We start from the raw sequence: 19,909 nt of genomic DNA, 5'->3' as shown, positions 1-19,909 counted from the left end.
GGGTGGTCGACCCCGGTGTTTCCAGGCGTCATCGTATTTCCGCGCGGTCGCGTTCCCGACTTGGAGATCGAACGTGTGGCGGGCGCGGTCGGTCGGTTGCTGGCAAGGTACGCGATCGAGGGCGGTGCCCGAGTGAAGATCGCCGGCGCGAACTGCGCAAACGGACCACTGCTGGTGCAAGTGAACCTACGGGTGCGCGGCACTCCTGCGCGCATCCAAACGTTGACGCCGGGTGCGGGCGTGGTGTTGCCCGCAGTAGTGCGATTGGAGGAGCTGATCAGACGGTTGTCGACCGGCCGGCAAACTTCGCTCGGGCCGGATCCGACGCGGCCGCCACTCGCTTCGTCCGGTGCGGGGGTGATCATTCGCCGCAAGCATTTCACACTACTGATGGCCGCGCCCGCCACGGCCGTGTCGGTAATGGACGCGATGGACTATGATGCGCACCTGTTCACTGATGCGGCCACTGGTGCCGACGCGATCGTCTACCGAAGCGGGCCTTCCGCAATCCGGTTCGCCCGACAGCGACTCCATGATCCGTCAGCCGCGTCGTCGGTGACCGTCGATGCTGTCCTCGCCCCAGAGCTGTCCGAGGCTCAGGCCGTCGACCGGCTTTGCGACGCCGGGCTGCCGTTCCTTCTCTTCACCGACCCCGGCGACGGTCGCGGACACCTCCTGTATCGCCGCTACGACGCGGACTTGGGGCTGGTTGCCCCGGTTGCCGCCGAGCAGGCGACTACCACGTGAGTCGATGAGTTGTCCCTGCCGACGGCGAGATTCGTGTGCCGCCGATGAGCCCGTGGTGTTCGGAGCATTGAGCACGGATTTGCTGCCCGCGCGCGGGGTACCCCGATTCTGCACCATGTCCGTGGCTCTTACCTCGTGTTCCCCGGATGCGTGGGGCTGAGCCCCAGGCGCCGGCGAGTGCCTATGATCTCAGTGCCTGGATGTGGCGCCATGTCCATCCGCGCGGTACGGAGCGGCGGTCGATAAGGGTCCAATGTCCCTGGGATGATATTCATTTCGGCACTCTGGCGGCTTGCAGGCGTGGCGATGCCGAGACGACGACAGTATGCGCCCATCGATGAAGTCCGTCCGGAAGCAAGAGACCGGCCGGAACAGGCCCGCGCGGTTGATATGACCGAGGTTCGACACACACTCGCCACTACACCCGGACGTGGGTGAGGGCACCTTGCCGCGTATCAGGCGAGCGAGAGGAAGAGTTTCTCCATCTTCTTCGTGTCGACGCTGTCCGGGCCGCCGGTGGTCAGGCAGTGCTGAAGTCCGGTGGCCACCAGTGCGTATCCGCTGCGGCTGAGTGCCTTGTTGACCGCGGCGAGTTGGATGAGGACATCCTCGCATTCGGCCCCGTCTTCCATCATGCGGATGACGGTGGCGAGGTGTCCGTGTGCCCGCTTCATGCGGGTGATCACGGCCTTCACGTCAGCGGGCTCGAGTCGCACGGTGCCTCCTTCGTCTGGTCGGCCTGTCGCGGGCCGCACTTACCGATTGTATATCCCCCCAGGGGGATGCTACCGTCGAGAGTGTATCCCCCCGGGGGGATGCAGTGGCGAGGCAGAACCCCCGAGCCCCGCAGCGGACACGAAAGGAATCCGATGTCATCACTTGTCCAGCACGCCCACGCCTCCCGTTACGGCACCGAGGTTCTCCGCGAACTCTCACCCCAGCACCGTGAACTACGCCGCGCGATCCCCGAGGTCTACCGGGGCTTCGGCGAACTGAGCAAGGCCGCCTTCGCGCCCGGTGCGCTCGACCGCAAGACGAAGGAGCTGATCGCCCTGGCGATCGGTGTGGTCGAGGGCTGCGACGGCTGCATTGCCTCGCACGGGCAAGCCGCCGCCCGCGCCGGGGCCACCCGCCAGGAAGCTGCTGAAGCCATCGGCGTTACCTTCCTCATGCACGGCGGCCCGGCCACCATCCACGGCGCCCGCGCCTACGAAGCGTTCTGTGAATTCGCCGACGCCGTCGACGCCGACGTAACTCCCGTATGACCGTCGATCACCGAAAGGCACCCACAATGTGTAGCCCCGCCCGCTGCAAATCCTGTGGCAAAACAACATGGTCCGGCTGCGGTCGGCACGTCGCGCAGGTCAAGGCCGTCGTTCCCGCCGAGCAATGGTGCCCCGGCCATCCGAACACTGACGACAATGGCTGGCTGCACCGACTTCTCGGCCGATAGAAAGCCGGCGATGCGGTGAATGCGAAACTGCGCACGACCGTGCGTACGATGTGCGACGACGTCGTCTAGAAGATAGGGATATCGCCCCGACGAACGCGAGCGGTTTGTCACTGGGGTCTGAACAACCCGCTCGATTCAACCCAGGTGGCGGCCGCCCTCCGCACCGCGCACTGACCACCACAGCCTGAACAGTCGGGCTATCGCTCGTTCGAGCGGCGATCCGGCAATCGGTGAGAATGGATCTTGTGTCGGATATCCGCCGGTTTCACTTGGATGTTGAGGTCTCGCTGGTCAGTCGAGTTTTCGATGACGTGGACTCGGTATGTCTTTTGCGCGCCTACGCCGATGAGCGCGCTGGAATGGTGGGCTTTCGAGACCCGCCCAACCTCGACAGTTGTCGACTTCGCCCGGTGGCGCAACTGCAGGGCCGTGCCGAGTGAATGGCTCGGCGGAGGTCTATTTGAGTTTGAGGGCAGCGCCAATGTTGTCGGCCAATGCCCTTGCGATCGTGCGTGATCCGGGCTCGAGTTCGGAAACTTCCACGTCCTTGCCGGAACTGTCCAATCCGGAAACGGCCACGTCGACAACCGCGTTGCTTTTGCGGAAGGCGGTGATGGCGCGGGTGACCTTGGGGCTTCCGTTAGCACCTTCGAGTGATTCGTCGCCGAGGCTATAGGTGGTGCGGCCTTTGACCTGGTCGCGGACGAAATCCAATTGGTGCTTGGCGGAGGCGACCGCATGATCGTCGGAATGGAGCGAGAACGTCAAGGTGATGAAGCGGCGTTCCGCCGCAGTGATCAACCGGGTCCCGACGGGTGTGGGCGGGGCCAGATACAACGCGCCACAGACCTTTATCGACTGACCAGGCTCCGAAGCGGGCAGGTTGCCCTCGTCCTCGAACGCGACGTCCGCGCTCCAGAGTTTGCCAGTGGACTGCCGGATGGCGTCCATGGCCGGTGCCGCCAGTTTTGCGCAGGAATCGGACATGCCGCTGAACAGCGGTGCCTCCACCGGCTCAGCCTCGGACCCGCATCCCGTCAGCCCACCCGCCACAACCGCCACGCTCACCGCGACTACGCTCAGCCCCCGTGCATCCATCAAGATCGTCACAACCATTCGATACGCGTCGGGGCTGAGGCTTCCCCGAATGACACGGCAGACCCTACCGTGCCTGCCGCCCAGCGCAATTGGATGCCACGGGGGGCCGGATGTGGGAGGTCGCCAGCATGGCCAGCTCCCAGATGGGGGACGCACAAGGAGGAATGGCCTACGCCTCGAATGTCTACCCTCCACCAGCCAGGCGAGTTGAGATCTCAGTAGCGATTCGGTCAGGACCGGTACCTGAGTTGGTATTTCTCATCTGATCTACCGTGCTTCTCGGGGAGCAATGCTCAGAACCTGTGGATCGGCTCGGGGGCATACCCTCCCGAGTGATCGATTCGAAGGTCACTGAGTAGGCCGACGTTGGCGCGTCGGCCGGGAGGGCACGCCCATGCTTACCGTAGTCAATGCCGACGGCACGACGCCGAACGGATCGCTGATCGACGAGATCGTCCGAGAGGGCGCCCGGCGCATGCTGGCCGCCGCGCTGGAGGCCGAGGTCGACACCTACCTGGCCGAACTGGCCGACCAGCGCGACGCCGACGGCCGTCGTCTGGTCGTGCGCAACGGGTCCCACCAGCCGCGACACATCGTGACCGGCGCCGGGGCGATCGAGGTCAAGGCCCCGCGGGTCAACGACAAGCGCGTCGATGCCGAGACCGGCGAGCGGAAACGGTTCTCCTCGGCGATCCTGCCGCCATGGGCACGCAAGACCCCGAAGATCTCCGAGGTGCTGCCGCTGCTCTACCTGCACGGGCTGTCCACCGGCGACTTCGTCCCTGCCCTGGAGCAGTTCCTCGGCTCGACCGCCGGGCTGTCGTCGGCGACCGTGTCCCGGCTCACCTCACAATGGACTGACGACCACAGGGCGTTCCAGAAGCGGGACCTGTCGATGACGGACTTCGTGTACGTCTGGGCCGACGGCGTGCACCTGAAGGTACGACTGGACCAGGCCAAGGCGTGCGTGCTGGTCCTGGTCGGCGTCCGGGCCGACGGCAGCAAAGAGCTGATAGCTATGGACGAGGGCTACCGGGAGTCCTCCGAGTCGTGGGCGAACCTGCTGCGCGACTGCGCCCGGCGCGGGATGCGCGCCCCGCATCTCGCCGTCGGCGACGGGGCGCTGGGCTTCTGGAAGGCGCTCCGGGAGGTGTTTCCCGAGACCAAGGAGCAGCGCTGCTGGGTTCACAAAACCGCGAATGTCTTGGATTCCATGCCGAAGTCGGCGCAGCCGGCCGCCAAGGCCGCGATCGCAGACATCTACAACGCCGAGGACAAAGCCCAGGCAGCCAAAGCCATCAGGACCTTCGAGCGGCAATACGGAGCGAAGTTCCCCAAGGCCGTCAAGAAGATCGCCGACGACGAGGACGTGCTGCTGGCGTTCTACGACTACCCGGCCGAGCACTGGATTCACCTGCGCACCACGAACCCGATCGAGTCGACGTTCTCCACCGTCCGGCTGCGCACCAAGGTCACCCGCGGTGCCGGATCCCGCGCGGCCGCCGTGGCGATGACGTTCAAGCTCATCGAGTCGGCCCAGGAGCGCTGGCGCGCGGTCAACGCGCCACACCTTGTCGCCCTCGTGCGTGCCGGAGCCCGCTTCGAGCGCGGCATCCACGTCGAGCGCGAGGAGGTCACCGCAGCATGACCAATCGCGCGGAGCGCCCGCTACTCTTCCTTGATGTCGACGGACCGCTTCTTCCGTTCGGTGAGAACCCGCAGCGCCAACGGCAAGGCGTTGCATCGGCATCACACTTATCGCGGCTCAGTCCCGAAGTGGGGCATCGGCTGGCGGCGCTGCCGTGTGAACTAGTTTGGGCCACAACTTGGGAAGACGAAGCCAACGCCGAGATAGCACCGCGGATCGGGCTGTCACAGCTGCCGGTCGTGAACTGGCCGGAGTCATCCGACAAGCATGAACGCGAGGACAGGTGGTTCGGGCTCTGCTGGAAGACCCGGACCCTGGTGGACTGGGCGGACGGACGCCCGTTCGTCTGGGTCGACGACGAGATCACCGACGCCGATCGGGACTGGGTGTCCGCGCATCATCGCGGGCGAGTCCTCCTCCACTACGTCACGCCGTCCCAAGGACTCACCGACGAAGACTTCACAGCCCTCGATCAATGGCTGCGAGCAGCATGAGCCACCCATGATCCACAGGATTTGACAATTGCTCCTTCTCGGGTGATCTGTCGTATCGCTGGTCAGCGGGTCGAGCACTGATCGTGCCATCGCGCCTCACAGGTTTTCTGGACAGGCTAGTTGTCGATTACCTGGTCTAACGTCTGCTGTTGAGCTGTGATCAGCAGGCTCTGTTGGTGGATGAGGTCACCGCGGGTCCGCAGGGTCTCCTCATGCTCCGGGCCGAGTACTCGGTTGCGCGTGTCGAGTAGTTGCTTGAAGTCAGCGGCGGCGCCCTCGTGGTCGCCGGCCGATGCCCGGGTGTCGGCCAGCATGTCCAGTGTTCGCAGTGTGTCCGGGTTGTCGGGTCCAAGCACGCGTGCCCGCCCGTCGTACACCTGCTGGTAATCGGCGACGGCTCCGGTGTAGTTACCCATGAGGGCGCGGGAGGTGGCCAGGTTGGAAAGCATGATCAGCGTCTCCTCGTGATCGGCACCGAGGATGCGTACTCGGGCGGCATGCAGCTGCTCGTAGCCGACGGCTGCCGCGGCGAAATCGCGGCAGTCGAACTGGAATTCGGTCAGCCGGCGCAGGCTGATCAGGGTGTCACGATGATCACCCCCCCGGCACGCGAGTCTGGTCTGCGATCAGCTGCTCGTAGTCCGAAACGATGCTCACCTGCTCCACGATACGACTGGAAAGGCAATTTGCTCAGCACTTTTCGGCGCGGTACGTCGCGCCCAGAACCGATCTGGTCACCCAGGCGGACCACCCGACGATTCGGATGACACTGAGCAGTCGCCCGCTGGCATCCGAATCCGGTTTCGCCGCTGACATTTTCGTGCGGTCTTGCGGATACTTCGTGGAGAGGAGTTCGGCCTCGGGTGTGACCTGCAGAGGTTCACGGCTCTGAATCTACAGCGATAGTCGGCATGTGGCCGCCAGTCGTCGACTGTTACTCGGCATGAGGTAGGTCCAGGGTGTCGAATTGGTGCGCGGACCAGATATGGCGCGACGGTTCCTCGGGGTAGGGCTGGGTGGTCGGCTCTGCGTTGTAGACGCGGGTGGTCCGTGTCTGTGGTTCGTAGGGTGCCCAGCCGGGTCTGCCGTGGGTTGCGAAGCTTACCCATTCAGTGCGCATGTGCTCGGCGACGTGAGTAATTTCGTTCGCCGCATTCGGGTGGGCGGAGCGGTGGGCACGCACCTCGTCGGGGCTGAGGGTGCCGAAGATGAGCAGGAAGTCCAGGCAGTGCGAGGCGCCCTGTTCGGAGTTGAAGCTCCAGGCCAGTTCGTAAAGCCACACGGGTCCGCCGCCTGTGTGCGCGGCGTCGGCGAGATGCAGGCTGGGCATCCGGAACAGCCAGTCGGTGTTGAGAAGTTCGAATCGGCGGCCGCGTGTGGCGGCCGGGTAGGCGGTGCGGTAGAGCCCGTCGCCATCCGCGTCTGGTGCGAGGTGATCGAATGCCGCGGCCATACGCGCTGGGGTCTGTCCGCTGCCTGGCCGGGACGTGTAGAGCCGGAACTCGTCGCGGGTGTGGCCGATGAGCAGGTCGACCTCGCGTGCGGCACCGTCTGCTACCGCAGGCCACGGTGCGCACGGCAGCACGTCGCCGTCGACGACGGGTGAGAACGGGGTGGGCGTGAGCGCCATCGGACCCCAGACCTCGACGAACTCCGGCATTTTGCCGATCACCGCGTTCGTCGCGTCGGTCAGTGCACGCGGTGGGAGACCGGCAAGATCAGCGATGGTGGCCTGGACGCCGAGCTGGACGGCGATCGTGGTCGAGATCGCGGCGGCGAGCTGTTGCGTGAAGTAGGTGCCGGGCATGCTTTGGCTGATCGCCCGGCGAAACAGTCCGGCCGCCCTCGGCATAACAAGCAGGGCGGCGATGCACGCGGCGCCCGCGGACTGGCCGAAGACCGTGACGTTGGCCGGATCACCGCCGAACGCGGCGATACTGTCCTGGACCCACCGCAGCGCAGAGATCTGGTCGAGGATGCCACGGTTGTTCGGGGCGCCGGTGATGTGGGCGAAACCGTCGGCACCGACGCGATAGTTCATGCTGACCACCACGACACCGGACCTGGCCAGCGTCGCACCGTCGCAATGCGGATCGGCGGAGTTGTTCTCCAGGTACGTGCCACCCTGGATCCACACCATCACCGGCAGTCTCGCGGCACCGAGGCCGGGGGACCACACGTTGAGCGTCAAACAGTCGTCGGAACCGTCGTTGACGTTGCCGGACACCGACGACATCACCGAATGGGCATTGTTCGCCTGGGGTACCGGTGGACCGAACTGCAGCGCATCGCGGACACCATCCCATCGCTCGACCGGAACGGGGGCCCTGAACCGCCGGGCGCCGACCGGCGGCTCGCCGTAGGGGATGCCCCGGAAGACCGCGATGGTGTTCTCCCACCTGCCGCGCACGACGCCGGCAGGCGTGCGGACTTCGGGTCCGGTGTCCGGTGAAACACTCTGGCCTTCAGACGCATTCGGCATCGGTAGATCTTCGTCTGATGTCGGAGGACCCGCCACTGGATCGTCAGCGTTGTCCGACCCTGGGTGAGAGTCGGCCGTCACACGAGTGCGGCGATGTCGGTCAGGTTCATCAATTCGGCAACGAGGTCTGACCACGGTGCCCACGCCGCGGGTCAGTCCGCACGGTCCCTTCGCGATCCATAGGTCAGCCGCGAGGCGGGTATGGACCTCGCCGATGGGCCCGGTGAGCCGCTGGCGGCGCATTTTCGTTGGCGACACGGGACGGTTGCGGTTGTATCCGGTAGGGCCGCCGGTCGTGGAGCATTGGGTAGAGGACGTGGTAGTGGCGTCGGGCCAGAGGGATGACGGGCGGTCCCCTCCGAGCGCATGTCGGGCTGGTTGGTGTCTGTGCCCGCAGCCCGGACCCAGACGTTCGATCTGCTTTGTGATAGCGGGCGGCGGATTCGGGTGACTACGCTCGGTGCCATGTCGACGACGCGCCGAGTACGCGCTGGGGATGTGATGGCAGCAACGGATGATTTCGTTGGTCGTGGTCCGGAGCTGGACAAGATCAGCACCTTGATGCTGGGTTCGGCTCGGTTGATTACGTTGGTCGGCTCGGGAGGGATTGGGAAAACACGACTCGCGACCGAGACGCTACGCCGATTCGGCAAGGCGAATCATTTACCGGTGTATTGGGTGCGGCTGGCGCGGCTGACCAAGGGGTGCGGTGAGGCCGAGGTCGAGGCCGAGGTCTCGGCCGCAGTGGTCGAGGCCGACTTTTCGGGTCGATCGGAGTGGGAGGCGCTGATCGACACGTTGACCAGAACCGACGCGGTCGGGCGGAGCCTTCCGGCGGTGCTGGTGATGGACAATTGCGAGCATGTTCTCGCCGCTGCAGGTCAGCTGATCGCGGAGTTGCTGGCAGCGGTGCCAGGATTGACCATCCTGGCGACCAGCCGTGAACCGATAGGGTGGGTCGACGAATACATCATCGCAGTCCCCCCACTGACACAGCAGCAAGCCCTGACGTTGTACCGGCAACGTGCGGAACTCACCGATCATCCGATTGCCGACACTGATCAGACTGCGATGGCCGGCCTGATTTGCCGTCATGTGCACAACCATCCGCTGTATATCCGGTTGGCCGCGGCGCGGCTGCTGCGACAGCCGCTGGCGATGATTCTCCAGGAATTGAGCGGCGAGGCGACCGACAAACGGTTGCAATGGTCACCTGGACCACGAGTGGGCACAGAACCCCGCCATCAGGGGGTTGGTGACGTCATCGCGTGGTCCTATGACCTGTGCCAGGACAAGGAACGGTTGCTGTTGGACCGCATGTCGGTCTTCGCCGCCGGATATGACACCAACCCCGAAGACGGCACCAGCTCCATTTTAGATGTCGGCGCCGACCTGGAAGCCATCGAGGCGGTCTGCGCCGACGATCCGGCACCCGGACCCGACCGTGGAAATACAGAGGCGTCGGTGCGGGTGGCGGCCGAAGAGGTCGAGGGCTTGCTGGAGCGTCTCGCCGACCAGTCGCTGGTGACCCGGCACATTTCGCCGACCACGGTGCGGTACTCCCTGCTGGAAAGTATTCGCCTGTTTGCCGGGCACCGGCTGGCACAACGCTCCACCGGCGAGGTCGACGAACCAGGGCGGTTCACGCAGCGTCATCGCCGATACTATCGAGACAGAGTCGTCGCAGCGGTGGATTGGTTCAGCCCTGACGAACAGAGCTGGGCGAACGTGGCGTGGGACAACATCGTGACCGCGATCGAGACAAGTCTCACCGCCGGAGAGCCCGAACTCGGCCTGGAAATCTGCGCGACCTTGGTTGCTCTTCCCATCATCAAAGGCTCAGCCCGAGAAATACGCTGGTGGACCGAACGCACACTGCAAGCGACCCGCACACTGACTCCGCAACCGACTGAACTGCAAATAGCTGCCATGACCTTGATCGGGTGGCTATCCCTGATCCAAGGCCGGAACGAGGACGTCGACGAGATGCTCGAGGAATGTGCCGCCCTCTGCATCAGCGACCCGGGGGGACGAGGGAACTGGCGGGAGACGCCGGCAATCGACACCGGCCTGCCCGCTGCCCTCGAATTCCTGTGGGGATCGAAACTGATGCTGGCCCACCGCGACCCGAGGGCTATCACCGTGTTGGCCCGCGCCCGCGAGAAGTTCGGTGCCGTGGGCGACAGCCGTGGAGAGGGGAGAAGCGAGCTGTACGAGGCGGTGGCCGTCGGCCTCCTCGGATCGGCTCAGCAGGCCCTGCAGATCGCACGGCGTCACCTGGATCGCGCCACCGCGTCCGGCGCCGGGTGGGCGAAGGCTTGGGCCGAATTGGCGTGGGCGATCACGTTGACCAAACATGGTGATCCCACCCAGGCATTGGCCGTCGGTCGCGCGGCGCTGGCATACCAGATAGCTGCAGGTGACCAGTGGGGCATGTCGCTTGCGGTGTACATCCGGGCATGGTCATCGGCGCAGATCATCACCGACTTGATCGCGGCCGGAAGCACCGACCCGGCCGAACTCAGGACCCTGGCCACCGAAACCGCTCAACTCGCTGGAGGAGCCGCAATGCAGCGCGGCGGCCTGGGTATCAACATCGGCGTCCTAGGGCTCTTCGACGATGAAACGCACAAGGCGATCGACGTCGCTCGCCGGGTATTGGGACCCGAGGCGTTCGCTGCTGCGCAGAGGCAGGGCTCCCTGTTGCATCCCGAGTCGCACGAGGTGCAGCGCCTGGCGCTGGGCACACTGTCCATCGACAGGATGCCGATGGAGCATCCCGCAAGGAAGAACGCCCCTTTGCACTGGGACGAGTTGTCGGCAGCCGAAGAGGCGGTCGCGACACTGGCCGCGGCGGGATGGACGAACATCGCGATCGCGGCCCGCCGAGGCAATTCCCGCAGGACCGTCGACGCGCAGATGGCCGCGATCTTCCAGAAACTGGTCATCACCTCACGAGAAGACATCATCGAACTCGTTCCCGATGACCTGATCGATCAGGTTCGGAAAGAAGCAGCGAGGCAGCCGCGCTCGACCGGACAACGACCGCAGACGCCGCGGCGGCGGTGACAGATCGGGTATGGGTCAACAGCGATTCCGGAATCACAGCGATGGGATTCGCCGGTCCGCTTCGTTCTCGGCCGCCGGCTGGTGGTTGGCGCCGCGCACACTCCGCGCTTGCGGAGCGGGCGCTGGACGAGCCGGGGACAGTGCGCGGCAGGACGACTGGACCGTGGTCGACGATGTTCTCACTCAGCGCGAGCTTTTGCCCTGACTGAAGCTCAGATCGTAGATCTTGCGAGCCGTTACACGTACGTATGCGTGACGGTCATCAATGGACTTGCCCGAGTTGAGAATCAATCGCCTGGTGGTCGTCGCGCTGTTCTCGACTATCGGTCCGCCGGGTTGTGGCTGCCACTACCTATTTGTTACCGATGCGCGGCTGGCCCCTATCTGCACATACTGGGGTTCGCCTGGTCAACCGCGGTGGCCGAGTCCGATCAACTATTACCGCGGACGAGCTACGTGAGTAGGAGTACCTCGTGGTGGAGTTCGAGTCGGTAACGGTCCGGCAGTGCACTTGGTCGACTGCGCTCGATGCGTGCTGTCGGCCGGACACGCCGTGGTCCGAGTCGTCGTTCGATGTCACTGTAGGCGGCTGGCTTCGGTTGCCTCTACTCGCAGGAGCCCAGTGAGATGTCGGCGTCGGCGACCGCGAAGAACCTTCCCGGCAGAGACCTGCTCCTGGCAGCAATCCGCGGCTGGGAGTACGACTTTCAACCGCTCCTCAACGCCGCTTACGCGCTGACACGGTGGCACCGGCGAGCGGTCACGTTCACCGACGCGATCCAGTTCGAGCCTGTCGTCGGTCAGCGGATCGGGCTCATGTGTGGCATCGACCGGTGGGTGGAGGCGGTAATCCCTACTCCACACGCTGACGCATTCCTGCACACCGAGACTGTTGGTTCGGTCGTCGACCGGCTTGCCCTGATTTCGGCCATGCTGTCGGCGGCTGAAGAACAACCGGACAACACGTCGTTCGAGGACATCTGGATACAGCTCGACGACATCGCCGACGGCTACCAGGATCTCGTCGACGATTTGTGCGCCCGAACCCGACGTGTGCCCGCGATGACCAAGGCATGGCCTCACCGGATCGCCTGGCACAAGTTTTCGGGCCGGTTGTAAATATTCCAAGGATTCAGAAGCGCCATGAAAAGCACGAAACAGAGATTCGAGTCTCTGAACGCAGACGTCGGTGTGGGATTCGGAAAGCGGACCGGCGACGACGTGGAGATTCTCTCGTCGGTCAGCGATGCGGGCAACGCCGGCGGTTTCCGTGCCGACGATCCGGACATAATGCGCGGCCAAGTGCCACTGCTCGGACCCGAGCAGCTGTTGGCGGCGATTGCCGGTCACCTGAGTCATGGTTCGCCGCTGATCGGGTGGGCGCGGGAGTTGGGTGACCTGCACGCGGCCATGATCCCCGTGCATCTCAACCTGTCACAACATCCTGGAGACTTCGACGCAGCCGGGAGTCATGCCGACATCGTGCGGATCGGCGGCGAGATCGATTCTTGGGCGGTGCACCACGTTCCACGAACTCCGAACGTGCGCAAGCACACCCATTCCCTCGGCGAGGTGATCAGCCATGTCGCCAAGGTCTACGCCGACGCGTGGTGGACGGTCCTACACACCACCGACAGGGAGCTGCGGCACGAGGCGTGGTTCCACCTCGCCGAGGTCCGGGAGGGCTACGCGGCACTGGTCACCGAGATACGGGCGCGTCGAGTCCAACTCCCTCTGGGGTGGTGCGCCAATCGCAGAAATCCACTGACATGACAGGGCAGGCAACAGTAGGTTCACCGGCGGCCATGCGCGCAGATCGGGCCGGTACAGCCATGAGGCTCGTGCACAGCGTCACACCCGGAACCAAGGCCCGATCTCCGATAGCCGAGTCGCGCGGGAAATCAGTGGCTCGCACCGCAAATTGCGTCGACTACCTATCGGTTACCGATGCTCGAACGTTGTTATCGGCGCATGCTGGTCCTCGTCTCGATCACACGCAGTTGCTCGCAGGAGGTACACGATGCTCACCAACCTGACCACCATCCAGGCGTGGCAGCCGCGCCTGCACACGGATTTCGCCCGCGTTCAGCAGCTCGCCGCCCAGCTCTCCATAGCCGCGTCCGAGCATGACCTCACCCCCTGTGAACTGCACGCGACGCTGGACCGCATCGACACCATCCGCGCCGACTGGGAGCACGCCCCTGTCGCCGCGCGTCAGGCATGGGCGCAGCTGGAGGGCGCCACACCGGATCAGCAGGTGCGCGATGAACCTCGCTATCAACATCAGCCACGTACCTTGCGATGAGCAGCGAATGGTGTGCGGTCGAACCTGCTCCGACCGACGTTCTGTGATCCAGGGACGGATTTCCGCGCCACATCGGGCTGAACGGCACCACCGCCTACGTGCTGCGAGAACTTCTATGATTCTCCCGCGCAAGCCAGCCGTGTAGTTCAGTTTGCCGTGGGTCCTGCCCCTGGCTGAATCCGCTGGCGCGCACCGGATTTCCCGGTCACAAGATTGATGCTGCCGCGTATCACCGACCGCCCAGCCCGAATCGCGACACAGTGTGGATATGGCGGTCAGAATGATAACCAGGCGAAGTGCGGGTCATGGACGATCCGCTGCCATTCGGGGGTTGCGCAGGGGACACGACCGAGGACTTCGAGCCCGGCAATACCGTCGGTGAGGACACGACCCATCGTTTCCTCGCCGATAAAGTAGTTGCCCTGCAACCCACGGCAGTGCGGGCAACTCACCGCGATCGTCCATGCCTTCAACGATTGGCTGTATACCGAACCGATCGTGTCGGTGATGTCGCGGCGGCCGATCCTGTCGAGCAGCCCGGCTGCGGTAGCCAGCAAGGTGCCGTCCTCGTCCTGGGTTGTGATCAGGTGGCGATACTCTGGCGCGGGCTGGTACGGATACAACCCGGAGACGCAGACCACCTCCGCACCGCAGAGCCAGCACGCACGGGTCAATCCCAGCACCAGCACGGTCACCCACGCCGCCGCATGCGGTGTTGGCTGCCGGATCTCGGTATCGGGACCATGCTCGATTGCCAGACAGGTCAGGCACATCAAGACCTTGCCCGTCTCCGAATTGTCGCGGATGACGCCGCCACGAGCGCGTATCAGCACCGAACATCGCCCGCATGGTGCCGCGTAGCGGTTGCGGTCAGCGAAGCGCCCCGCAACAACATCCTGGCCGTTCATGGTTTCGCTCCCACCTGCGAATCTGATTCTGCCCCAATCATCTTCGCACCAATCAGGCATCCCGGCCGGACGCCGAGCGATTCACCCGGCTCACTGCTGTCTCCGAGTGTGTCGCCAGTGCCTCTGAACCGCAGTAGTTTTCGACCAGACGCGGCTTTCCCCGCGCAGTTGGGCACCAGCCCGAGTGGAGGTTTGGGTGGCCGAACAAGGCCTGGTGCTGCGCCCGGCGGCGCGGGAGCGATTCGCCCGGGCCGAATTCGGTGCGTTCGCCGCAGTGACCTACCCGCAGGCCGATGCGGCGGGAGTCGTCGAATGGCTGGGGGAGGTCTTCGCCCCACAGCGGCGGTGTTCCACAACACCCGCAGATGAGAACCAGGCCGAGCGCGAAGAGTTGGTCGCCGCGCTCGCCGAACGGGTGCGCCGGGCGCACCGTGCCCGGCGATCGCGTCCCGCAGCTCACTGGTCAAGGTTCGCGCCTGTGTCACATCGATCGGCGGCAGCAGCTCGGGTGGGCCGCCGTTTGTTTCCTCGGCGATTCCTCGATCGTCCCGGTTCGACCGGCTGGGAGCAGCTCTGATGGGCGTAATCGGGGCGCCGTTAATGGATGGCGTCACCCAGGTCAGCAGGAGGACGCCTGGAACGGGAAGCACGGCTGCGGCGGGGCAGTCGGCTGCGCTGGCGCGTCGGTCGACGGCACCACGGCGGTGTCGGCCGGTCTGTCGGTGGATCCCATGTGGGTGAGGGTCAGCACGACCAGCAGGAGGATCACACCACCGACGACCGCCCCGAGGCCCCACAGGATCGGAGTGGGCGAAGCACTGTGGTAGCCGTGGAAGTACGGGGACCGGTAGCGCCCCGGCCGTGCGCGTCGGGCGCTCACGCTTGCCCATCCTCGCTCACAGAGTTTCCGCCTATCCGTCCCCTGCGAGCGGCTTCATACTCCATGACCGTCAGTATGGCGCGAGAGTCCGAGACGATCCGGCATGTCGGTCACATTCGGTACCTTCCGGCTATGACGCCCAGTACCCCCTCCCACCCAGGGTGTCGACGGACGCACCGGCGACGTCGAGGACGAAGGCGTGATCCTGTTCGCGTCCGAGGACAAGCACCGTTACCTGCGGGCGATATAGCTGTGCGGCACAGCCGGACTCGGCGGTGCGTTCACCTTATCGGCGGTTCGAAGCGGGAGGCGCATCGGTTGGAGACGGCTTTTGGCCGGCGGCGGTGAGACGCTGCCGACAATTCAGGCACCACCGTGAAGTGGGAACGGTCTGCAAAAGGTGGATCGGGATCTCGGCATAACAGCGGCGACAGCGGCCGTAACGGCCGGTGGTGATGAGCATGAGGGCTTCATCGAGGTCGGCCAACGCTTGTCGTGCTGCTGCGGCCAACTTGATGGTGACCTCATGTCTGGCCGTATCAGCCGCGTTGGCGGGTGCGGCGGTGCGGCTGATTTCGGCTTCGAGTTCGGCCAACTGCTGCAGGCGGAAGCGGCGTTGCTCGTGCAGTGTGGCCCGCAGCGTGGGTAGGTGGTCGACAAGACGTGCGCATGAGACGGGGTGTGCGTGGGTCATCCGGGGTCTCCAGGGCTGGTGGTGGGAATGTGGTTTCGAGATGCGGTCGAGTGAGAAGGGATGGGCCGCCCTGCCAGCGGCCCCTGTATCACCACCACGCCATCCGAATATTCGCTGACAAGGCCAGGATCGTTTACATGGAACGGCGGCGCTTGTGCGTCCGCGACGATTGCGGGTGCGCCAATACTCGGCGCATCTCTTTCAGCGGACGCAAATCTGTTCCACGTTCGGTGCCACAGCCCTGAATCCGCCGATTGTGGCGGTACGCCGCTGACGTCGAAGGTTGGATTCGGACTGTTGCGGTTGCCGGGTCAGTGCACGGCTGCGGCCGCTGCGGTCGCGATGGTCGCGGTGCGGATACCGGGCACTGTACGGGTGAGGGCTATGGTGATTCGCCGCTCGGATTCGTCGGCGAACCGGCCGGAGATGGTGGCGTCGCCTTCGCGGACGTTGACATGCCAGCGTCGTGCGCCGGTGTACTGATCCAGCAGGTTCTGCGCATCGGCGGCGAGTGCGTCGTCGGGGGTGAGCATGAGTCGCAATGCGTCGCCGCGGCTGAATATCCCGATGACGCGGCTGTCGCCATCGACGACTGGCAGACTGCGCAGTCCGTGCGTTACCAGCCTGCTCATGACCTCGGCCAGTGCAGCGTGGTCGGGGACCGAGATCGCCGGTGTGGTCATCACTGCACTGACCGCGCCGTTGAGTTCGCCGGCCCGCAAGAGGTCACCGCTGGTGAGTATCCCGAGGAGGCGATCGTCCTGGTCGAGAACCGGCAACGCCGCGTAGCCCAGTTCGGCGAGCATCATCGCCGCCTCGCGTGCCGTGCTGTTGCGCCGCACGGCGGTGATCGGTCGTTGCATGACCTCGCATACCCGCATGTTCTTCATTCCGTTCAACTCCGTTCAGCTAGTTACCGGCTGGGCACGACGGGGCAAATCCTTCGCTGGACTGTTCTGTTGTCAGGGGCGGGCCAAGGCGGCGGTGCCGCCCCTGACAACGCGCAGGCCCTGATGTCGGGCCGGGTCCGAGTCGCTGAGGCCCACAGGTATCGCGGGTGCTCGGCTCGTGCCGAATCGATGCGCCCGGCGTGTCCGGTCCGTAGCCGCGTCGTTGGCACAATGGCTGGCTATGGTCGGTTGTCGGGCCGATTGACGCTCACCGTGTCAGTCCTGCCGCCGGTGGCGTTCTTGTCAACTCCATGATGGCGTGGTTGTCGAGGCGATCAGTTGCGCCGATCCGACAATCGAGGCGTCGAGATTTGTGGCGATGGCACAGCACAGTCATTCGTTCTCGGTGATGGCGAGTTCGATCATCATGGCGAGCCGTTTGCGAGGGTCGTCCAAGCCCAGATTGGTCACCTCTGCCATCTTGCGCAGCCGGTTACGGACGGTGTTCTCGTGCACGCCGAGCTGTGCGCCCGCCTGGGCGGGGTCGCCTTGGGCCTGTAACCAGGCGCGCAGCGTGGCCACGTAGTGGGTGGAGTGCGCCTGGTCGTGGCGTCGCAACTGCGACACCGGCCCCCGTGCGGGGGTGCGTCCGGAAAGCCCCGCGGCGCGCAATCGTTGCAGCAGGATCTCGTCCCACGACTCGTCATAGGCGGGGGGCGCAGCATCCGCTGAGTGGGCCTCGTGTAGCGCCAGGCATTCCTCGGCCTCTTGGCGCGCCAACGCCAATTCTGTGGCCCTGGCCCCACCACTGATGCCGGCCAACACTGTCATCTGCGCGGGCAGCGCCGCCTGTAACTCGCTGATCCAGTGGCGTGCGGTCGCCGCCTGATCTGCGGGCAGCACGGTGTAAATGGTGTCGCCGACCAGGGCGCTGCGGCTCGGACGGGACCAGCCGAATCCGGTCGTTGCTCGCTCGAAGATCAGCAGCAGCGCCGCGTGCTGCTCGTCGGCGATCGGCGCGCGCAGCGCGATCGCCCGCAAACTCTCCGGCGCCAACCCCAGCCTGCTGGCCACCGTCGCCGCGTCCGCGGCGCCCTCCAGCAAACTGATCACCAGTTCGGATTCCACTTGACGTTCCAGGTCCGCGCTGGCTCTTGACCGCAACAGGTGCAGGGCCACCGTGCGCGCGCCGTCGGCCAAGGCCACCCGTCGAGCCCCGTGTAACGGTGCCGGGCACGACACCCATACCGAACCCAGCAGTTGCCGGCCCACACGCACGGCCACGACCATCCGCCCTGTCACTCCACGTTCTGTCTGCGCTGGAACGAACAACGGTTCCTCCGAGACCGCCAAGTGCGTGAAGACGCCGCGCGCATCGAACACCGCCCGCAGCCACTGCGGCATCTCCCGGCCCAGGATCGTCTCGACCCGTGCGGGGTCGAGGTGCTGCTGCGGCCTCGAATAGGCCAGCACTCGAGACATCCGGTCCTCGATCGTCACCGCACCCCCGACCGCGTCGGCCAGGCTGTCGGCCAACGCGAACAAATCGGTCGGGCCGCGCCCGGCCTCGGTCTCGCGGCCTTCTAGCACCAACCCGTAGACCACCGCGGCAACCTCGCTCCAGGCCACCGCAGGATCGACCACCATCACCGCCACACCCTCGATCTCCGGCTCATCCGCGATCTCCTCATCCCCACGGATGAGCGCGACGACAGCCCGCGCCGACACCGCCCAGTCCACCACCTCCCGCACCGAGCGTGCCCCGATGCCCAGCAGCACATCACCCGCTTCCGTGGGGTCCTGATCGGTCCCGTGGATCACCACACTGCGCAATTGGGTGGACCGGGGAACCGAACACAACCGCAGACGGATCCCATAGCCACCCAGTACGTTCGCTAGCCGGTCCAATGTCACCATGAGCCGCTCCTGTGTCGAATCGACGGTGCAACGCGATCAGGCACCCGACGTGACCAGTAGACGTTGGTGGACAAGGACGTCGGTCCAGCTTTCGCGACACTGGTGCATCTGGATGGACGCCTTCAATACTGCGCGCCGTATCCACCAGATGAGATCTGCGGTGGCGCGGCTCGTGTGAACAAGGCCTCGAGTTGTGGACGCGGGCGATGTATACGGCGGGAGTTCTGCTTCCACGGCCGACCTGCGTTGCGTTCTATCACTTTTCGGGGGATCTGCTCGGTTGTGCGACGAGATCGGCGAGTACGGCTGCTTCGCTGATGTCGGTGTTCTTGGTGCCGGTGAGCAATGTGAGTCTGTTCTGACCTGCGAGTTCGCGCAGGTGTGTGAGGGCAGCGGCGCGGTCAGGCCCGGTCAGTTCGTCGCGATACCGGCGGGCGAATTCATCGAAGAGTTCTGGGTCGTGGCCATACCAGGTGCGCAGTTCGGTGGATGGAGCGATCTGTTTGCACCATTCGTCGAGGTGGGCTCTGGTTTTGCTGACGCCGCGGGGCCAGAGACGGTCCACCAGGACGCGGGTGCCGTCTCGAGGGGTTGGGTCGTCGTAGATTCTGCGGATTTGCACAGTGCGTCGTTTTGTCATCATCGACCTCCGGTTGTTGTCGCTGCGCGAGTCGGTGCAGCGCAGTTGGGCGATAGACACACCATTGAGCCTGCCAGCACCCGCGTCGCAGCGGGAAGTAAGCGTCGAACTCACCGAGAGCCCGATCCAGCCATACAGTGTTCTGGTGAGGTCGGCCTGTTCACGACGGTCCCCGGCGAGGAGTACGACAACCAATCGGCAGCGTGCGCGTAAGTCCGATATCGGCCACGCCGGCGCCGTCACGTAGCACGCACTGGCAGACCCGGAGGGAAAGAACTCTGCCGGGTCGAGGCGTCGGAGGGTCATCCGAACGCAGGGTAATGGCGCGTTTCGCGCGTTGTCACGAGAAGTAGCCGATTATCGCAAGTTCATGAATGAACAGGATCCTAAATCCCACGTTTGCGAGCTTTCATGTCGTAACTTGATGAATCGTGAAGCATCCGTTGACTGCGGCCATGATGGTACTGGGTCTTTCGATCACAATGGGGCAGGTACCTGCCCGGGCGGAGACGGATCCGCCGGAATCTTCGGTGTCGGTTGCCCCGTCCGTTGGTGTTTCGGAGGGGGCGAACCCGCTGCAGCAGTGGATCGATTCTCATCTTCCCGCGCCGCCCAAGATGCTCCCGAGAGCGTCGCGGCCCCTTGCGGCACCGAGCGATCTGCCGCAGGAACTGATAGCGCTTT

General features: G+C 64.8%; 19 protein-coding genes. 9 read left to right on the top strand and 10 right to left on the bottom strand.

Annotated elements, in window-relative coordinates:
• Positions 1-60 precede the first annotated feature (60 nt).
• Complete coding sequence (locus tag AB0M74_RS01340) at positions 61-747, top strand: sigma 54 modulation/S30EA ribosomal C-terminal domain-containing protein (RefSeq protein ID WP_364900320.1); 687 nt, start codon at positions 61-63, stop codon at positions 745-747.
• Between the two features lie 455 nt (positions 748-1,202).
• Here AB0M74_RS01340 and AB0M74_RS01335 read toward each other — a convergent pair whose 3' ends face one another.
• Positions 1,203-1,463, bottom strand: a complete 261-nt coding sequence (locus tag AB0M74_RS01335; RefSeq protein WP_364900318.1) for a metal-sensitive transcriptional regulator — start codon at positions 1,461-1,463, stop codon at positions 1,203-1,205.
• A 153-nt stretch (positions 1,464-1,616) separates the two neighbouring features.
• On the opposite strand from AB0M74_RS01335, the gene AB0M74_RS01330 reads away from it, so the two are divergent.
• Positions 1,617-2,012, top strand: a complete 396-nt coding sequence (locus AB0M74_RS01330; protein ID WP_364900316.1) for a carboxymuconolactone decarboxylase family protein — start codon at positions 1,617-1,619, stop codon at positions 2,010-2,012.
• A 644-nt stretch (positions 2,013-2,656) separates the two neighbouring features.
• On the opposite strand, the gene AB0M74_RS01325 is transcribed toward AB0M74_RS01330, so the two are convergent.
• Entirely contained in the window at positions 2,657-3,310 is a 654-nt protein-coding gene (locus AB0M74_RS01325) for a hypothetical protein (protein ID WP_364900314.1), read from the bottom strand.
• A gap of 382 nt (positions 3,311-3,692) precedes the next feature.
• Here AB0M74_RS01325 and AB0M74_RS01320 point away from each other — a divergent pair, with 382 nt between their 5' ends.
• Both AB0M74_RS01320 and AB0M74_RS01315 read left to right on the top strand, forming a co-directional pair.
• Entirely contained in the window at positions 3,693-4,946 is a 1,254-nt protein-coding gene (locus AB0M74_RS01320) for an IS256 family transposase (protein WP_364900312.1), read from the top strand.
• The gene (locus tag AB0M74_RS01315; protein WP_364900310.1) at positions 4,943-5,440 is read left to right on the top strand and encodes an HAD domain-containing protein; all 498 of its coding nucleotides are present in this window, start codon (positions 4,943-4,945) and stop codon (positions 5,438-5,440) included. The genes AB0M74_RS01320 and AB0M74_RS01315 overlap by 4 nt, the downstream gene beginning before the upstream one ends.
• A gap of 116 nt (positions 5,441-5,556) precedes the next feature.
• Here AB0M74_RS01315 and AB0M74_RS01310 read toward each other — a convergent pair whose 3' ends face one another.
• Together AB0M74_RS01310 and AB0M74_RS01305 are read right to left on the bottom strand one after the other, a co-directional pair.
• A complete protein-coding gene (locus AB0M74_RS01310; RefSeq protein WP_364900308.1) occupies positions 5,557-5,889 on the bottom strand; it encodes a tetratricopeptide repeat protein in 333 nt (110 codons plus the stop codon).
• Positions 5,890-6,374: 485 nt separating this feature from the next.
• Positions 6,375-7,922 carry a carboxylesterase family protein gene (locus tag AB0M74_RS01305; protein ID WP_364900306.1) on the bottom strand — a complete coding sequence of 516 codons (1,548 nt, stop codon included), beginning with the start codon at positions 7,920-7,922 and terminating at the stop codon, positions 6,375-6,377.
• Positions 7,923-8,387: 465 nt separating this feature from the next.
• Here AB0M74_RS01305 and AB0M74_RS01300 point away from each other — a divergent pair, with 465 nt between their 5' ends.
• The 4 genes from AB0M74_RS01300 to AB0M74_RS01285 all read left to right on the top strand — a co-directional run bounded on the left by AB0M74_RS01300 (position 8,388) and on the right by AB0M74_RS01285 (position 13,296).
• A complete protein-coding gene (locus AB0M74_RS01300; protein ID WP_364900305.1) occupies positions 8,388-10,991 on the top strand; it encodes a LuxR C-terminal-related transcriptional regulator in 2,604 nt (867 codons plus the stop codon).
• A 627-nt stretch (positions 10,992-11,618) separates the two neighbouring features.
• Positions 11,619-12,110 carry a DUF4254 domain-containing protein gene (locus AB0M74_RS01295; RefSeq protein WP_364900303.1) on the top strand — a complete coding sequence of 164 codons (492 nt, stop codon included), beginning with the start codon at positions 11,619-11,621 and terminating at the stop codon, positions 12,108-12,110.
• Positions 12,111-12,134: 24 nt separating this feature from the next.
• Positions 12,135-12,764 carry a LamB/YcsF family protein gene (locus AB0M74_RS01290; RefSeq protein WP_364900301.1) on the top strand — a complete coding sequence of 210 codons (630 nt, stop codon included), beginning with the start codon at positions 12,135-12,137 and terminating at the stop codon, positions 12,762-12,764.
• A 247-nt stretch (positions 12,765-13,011) separates the two neighbouring features.
• Positions 13,012-13,296, top strand: coding sequence for a hypothetical protein (locus tag AB0M74_RS01285; protein WP_364900299.1), 285 nt, complete (start codon positions 13,012-13,014; stop codon positions 13,294-13,296).
• A gap of 275 nt (positions 13,297-13,571) precedes the next feature.
• On the opposite strand, the gene AB0M74_RS01280 is transcribed toward AB0M74_RS01285, so the two are convergent.
• Positions 13,572-14,204, bottom strand: a complete 633-nt coding sequence (locus tag AB0M74_RS01280) for a hypothetical protein (protein WP_364900298.1) — start codon at positions 14,202-14,204, stop codon at positions 13,572-13,574.
• 196 nt (positions 14,205-14,400) lie between these two features.
• On the opposite strand from AB0M74_RS01280, the gene AB0M74_RS01275 reads away from it, so the two are divergent.
• Complete coding sequence (locus tag AB0M74_RS01275; RefSeq protein WP_364900297.1) at positions 14,401-14,781, top strand: hypothetical protein; 381 nt, start codon at positions 14,401-14,403, stop codon at positions 14,779-14,781.
• Positions 14,782-14,823: 42 nt separating this feature from the next.
• Here the strand turns inward: AB0M74_RS01275 and AB0M74_RS01270 are convergent, their stop codons facing one another.
• The 5 genes from AB0M74_RS01270 to AB0M74_RS01250 all read right to left on the bottom strand — a co-directional run bounded on the left by AB0M74_RS01270 (position 14,824) and on the right by AB0M74_RS01250 (position 19,531).
• Positions 14,824-15,084 (bottom strand): hypothetical protein, encoded by a 261-nt coding sequence (locus AB0M74_RS01270; RefSeq protein WP_364900295.1) that lies wholly within the window; start codon positions 15,082-15,084, stop codon positions 14,824-14,826.
• A 286-nt stretch (positions 15,085-15,370) separates the two neighbouring features.
• A complete protein-coding gene (locus AB0M74_RS01265; RefSeq protein ID WP_364900293.1) occupies positions 15,371-15,679 on the bottom strand; it encodes a TraR/DksA C4-type zinc finger protein in 309 nt (102 codons plus the stop codon).
• A gap of 410 nt (positions 15,680-16,089) precedes the next feature.
• Positions 16,090-16,668, bottom strand: coding sequence for a CBS domain-containing protein (locus tag AB0M74_RS01260; RefSeq protein ID WP_364900292.1), 579 nt, complete (start codon positions 16,666-16,668; stop codon positions 16,090-16,092).
• 393 nt (positions 16,669-17,061) lie between these two features.
• Positions 17,062-18,585 (bottom strand): helix-turn-helix domain-containing protein, encoded by a 1,524-nt coding sequence (locus tag AB0M74_RS01255; RefSeq protein WP_364900290.1) that lies wholly within the window; start codon positions 18,583-18,585, stop codon positions 17,062-17,064.
• A gap of 256 nt (positions 18,586-18,841) precedes the next feature.
• A complete protein-coding gene (locus AB0M74_RS01250) occupies positions 18,842-19,531 on the bottom strand; it encodes a DUF488 domain-containing protein (protein ID WP_364900288.1) in 690 nt (229 codons plus the stop codon).
• Positions 19,532-19,909: the final 378 nt, after the last annotated feature.

Origin of the sequence: Nocardia sp. NPDC051463 (assembly GCF_040681975.1) — a bacterium.
Taxonomy (GTDB): domain Bacteria; phylum Actinomycetota; class Actinomycetes; order Mycobacteriales; family Mycobacteriaceae; genus Nocardia.
This window is presented reverse-complemented; position numbering and strand designations above follow the sequence as displayed.